This is a genomic window from Faecalicoccus sp. (assembly GCF_036552745.1).
In the GTDB taxonomy this organism is placed as follows: Bacteria; Bacillota_I; Bacilli_A; order Erysipelotrichales; family Erysipelotrichaceae; genus Faecalicoccus.
Map to the genome: position 1 here is coordinate 1 of NZ_JAXKBY010000090.1, position 3,257 is coordinate 3,257.

At 40.9% G+C, this 3,257-nt stretch carries 4 protein-coding genes; all 4 read left to right on the forward strand.

Translation table 11 applies throughout. The features are described from left to right. A partial coding sequence (gene dapF, locus U0M88_RS04410) for a diaminopimelate epimerase (protein ID WP_331869025.1) occupies positions 1-749 on the forward strand: 749 nt, incomplete at its 5' end. Next, a complete protein-coding gene (gene dapA / locus U0M88_RS04415; RefSeq protein WP_195222773.1) occupies positions 736-1,620 on the forward strand; it encodes a 4-hydroxy-tetrahydrodipicolinate synthase in 885 nt (294 codons plus the stop codon). The genes dapF and dapA, both read left to right, overlap by 14 nt. Further along, positions 1,611-2,318: a 4-hydroxy-tetrahydrodipicolinate reductase gene (gene dapB, locus U0M88_RS04420; protein ID WP_272003524.1), complete on the forward strand. Its 708-nt coding sequence runs from the start codon at positions 1,611-1,613 to the stop codon at positions 2,316-2,318. Before dapA ends, dapB begins: the two co-directional genes overlap by 10 nt. A gap of 4 nt (positions 2,319-2,322) precedes the next feature. Further along, positions 2,323-3,000, forward strand: a complete 678-nt coding sequence (dapD, locus tag U0M88_RS04425) for a 2,3,4,5-tetrahydropyridine-2,6-dicarboxylate N-acetyltransferase (protein ID WP_117446709.1) — start codon at positions 2,323-2,325, stop codon at positions 2,998-3,000. Positions 3,001-3,257 lie beyond the last annotated feature (257 nt).

Sequence of the window (3,257 nt, forward strand, 5' to 3'; positions counted from 1 at the left end):
ATCCGGAGCTGTTACAAGATTTGATCGTACAAAGCTGTGATCGACATACGGGGATCGGCGCCGATGGATTTATCGTTGTCCGAAAAGAACCGCTGGAGATGTTGTATTATAACCAGGATGGATCTCGGGCACCGATGTGTGGAAACGGGATACGCTGTTTTTCACAGTTCTGTATTGATGAAGGCATCGTTCATAAAAAAGAGTTTGTGGTAACAACATTGGCTGGTGATAAGATCATTCGTGTTTTAGATGATCAGACCTTTCAGGTGAATATGTCCAAGCCCGAGTTTGATGATCTAAGCCTTACCGGTACCTCGAAAAGAATCTGGGATGACTTGTACACCATTGAAGATCGGCACTACCGATTACATACACTTTTTCAAAGTACGATCCATACAGTTGTCTTTGTCGATGAATTGAATGAAGAGTGGATGCGAAAGGATGGAAAGATCATTTGTGAAGATCCGATGTTTTCATTACAAACCAATGTCAATTTTGTCCAGTGTATCGATCCAACTCATATACAGATGCAGACCTATGAGCGAGGATGCGGCATGACGTTAGCGTGTGGAACAGGGGCCTGCGCCAGTGTGGTTTGTGCTTATCAATTAGGCAAATGTAAAGATAGTGTGGAAGTCCTGCTTCCGAAAGGGCGTTTAAAAATTCATATTGATACAAACGGGGATGTATATATGACAGGAAATGCACAGTGCATTGCGAAAGGAGAATATGTCTATGAAACCAATTAAGGGTAGTATTGTGGCGATGGTCACACCGTTTAAAGAAGATGAAAGCGTTGATTTTAAACGATTGGAACAAACAATCGAATATCAGATCAAAAATGGTACGGATGGCATTCTGGTTTTGGGCACGACCGGAGAAAGTACGACCATGACGCATGAAGAAGATGATGAGGTGGCTCTTTTTACCATTGAAAAGGTCAATGGAAGAATTCCGGTTATCGTCGGAGCCGGTTCCAACAGCACACAGACACAGTTAGAAAAAAGTATCAAATATTCAAAGATGGGAGCCGATGCGTTATTGTTGATTTCTCCCTACTACAACAAGGCAAACACACAAGGGATGATTCGACATTTTACTGTTTGTGCGGATGCGGTCGATTGTCCGGTCATCCTCTATAACATTCCGGGAAGAACCGGTTGTTCGATTTCTGAAGAAGTTGTCAAAGTATTAAGTAAGCATCCAAATATTTGCGGAATTAAAGAAGCCAGTGGAAATATTTCTTATGCGACTTCAATCGCTCGTTATCTAAGTGATGATTTTGCGATGTATTCCGGAAATGACGATATGATCACCAGCTTACTATCTATTGGTGCCAGTGGAGTCATCAGTGTCTTAAGTAACATTTTGCCTAAACAGACACACGATATGGTTTCTTTGTTCCATGAAGGAAAAGTCAAAGAAAGTCTGCAGCTGCAGTTAAAGTATCTGGATGTCATTCATGCCTTATTCTGTGAAGTCAATCCGATTCCGGTCAAAGAGGCGATGCGTTTGATGGACATGTCGGTGGGCGGTTATCGTTTGCCGCTTTGTGAAATGGCGCCGGAAAACCAGAAACGTTTACACAAGGCACTTAAGGAGGCTGGTTTATGCGAGTAGCCATCATTGGAAAAGGAAAGATGGGAACTTTATTGGAACAAACAGCCCAAGCCAAAGGAATGCAGGTAGTTGGTCTCTTTGATATTACCGATAAAGAAAAACTATTAAACCAAACGGTCGATCTGGTGATTGATTTCAGTCACCGTGATAATTTAGATTGGGTCATTGACTATGTACAAAAAACACATGCTGCCCTGGTTTATGGTACGACTGGTTTAAACGATGAAGATAAAGAAAAACTAAAAGCAGCATCCAAACAAAATGTGGTTTTCTACTCTGCCAATTATTCTATTGGGATTGCGGTTTTGACCAAGGTAATCAAAGAAATCACACCACTTTTGGAAACCGATTTTGATATGGAGATTATTGAAAAACATCACAATCAAAAAAAAGATGCACCAAGTGGGACAGCCTTACAGCTTTTAGAGGCAATCGATCCGCAAAATGCTTATACACATCAGTTTGGCCGCGTTGGGATGGTAGGTGCCCGTCAAAAAGAAATTGGTATTCATGCGGTTCGTGGAGGAACTTTAGCCGGTGAACACTCTGTTTTATATTTAGGGCAGGATGAAGTGTTGGAGTTTACCCACCAGGCAACCAGCCGTCAAATTTTTGTCAATGGTGCTATCAAAGCAGCTATGTATGTATCAGATAAAAAAGCAGGCTGGTACACGATGGAAGATATGATGAAAGGATAGAAGTATGGAAGCGCAGGAAATTATTGATTTTATACACAATGCCGAAAAGAAAACACCAGTCAAAGTAATCTTTAACAGTGATAAAGATATTTACTGGAACAATTGTAGAGTCTTTGGCAATATCGTTTACGGAGATTGGAAAGATATTAAACCCGTTTTGGGCTCGTATCCGGAACTGGACTATGTGATTGAAAACGATTGTCGCAACAGTGCTGTTCCTTTGTTGGATTTAAAGAACATACAAGCTAGAATTGAACCCGGGGCTATTATTCGTGATCAGGTAGAAATTGGAAACAATGCGGTTATTATGATGGGGGCCATCATCAATATTGGAGCTGTAATTGGTGACAATACAATGATCGATATGGGCGCTGTACTTGGCGGTCGAGCTACGGTTGGAAAGAATTGTCATATCGGAGCCGGAGCTGTGTTGGCCGGTGTTGTCGAACCAGCCAGTGCTACACCGGTTATCGTTGATGACGATGTATTGATCGGTGCCAATGCGGTTGTGATCGAAGGCGTACATATCGGGAAAGGTTCAGTAGTGGCAGCCGGTGCTGTTGTCATAGAAGATGTACCGGAAAATGTGGTCGTAGCCGGAACTCCAGCCAGAGTCATCAAACAAAAGGATCAAAAGGCAACCGATAAAACCGCTTTAGTACAAGCATTACGATCCTTATAATAGAACACAAAACAGTCAATCATGGCTGTTTTTTTCTTATGGATAAAAGAGATTTCTGAAAAATCATAGATTAAAATCTTAAAGTTTTTTAGAACACTTTTATTCCATGTTTTCGCTCTATAAAATTTATTAAGAAAAACGCTAAATTCAACTAAAAAGTTGATGATTCAACATGAATAGCGTCAGATTCAGGGATATTCTTTGATATATAAAGGAGATTCCCTATGATCAACGAAACATTCTTGAACCATCTAAAA

Bases quoted from the DNA above. Each gene is read 5' to 3' on its own strand.
- dapB (WP_272003524.1), top strand. From the start codon at position 1,611: ATGCGAGTAGCCATCATTGGAAAAGGAAAGATGGGAACTTTATTGGAA.
- dapD (WP_117446709.1), top strand. From the start codon at position 2,323: ATGGAAGCGCAGGAAATTATTGATTTTATACACAATGCCGAAAAGAAA.
- dapA (WP_195222773.1), top strand. From the start codon at position 736: ATGAAACCAATTAAGGGTAGTATTGTGGCGATGGTCACACCGTTTAAA.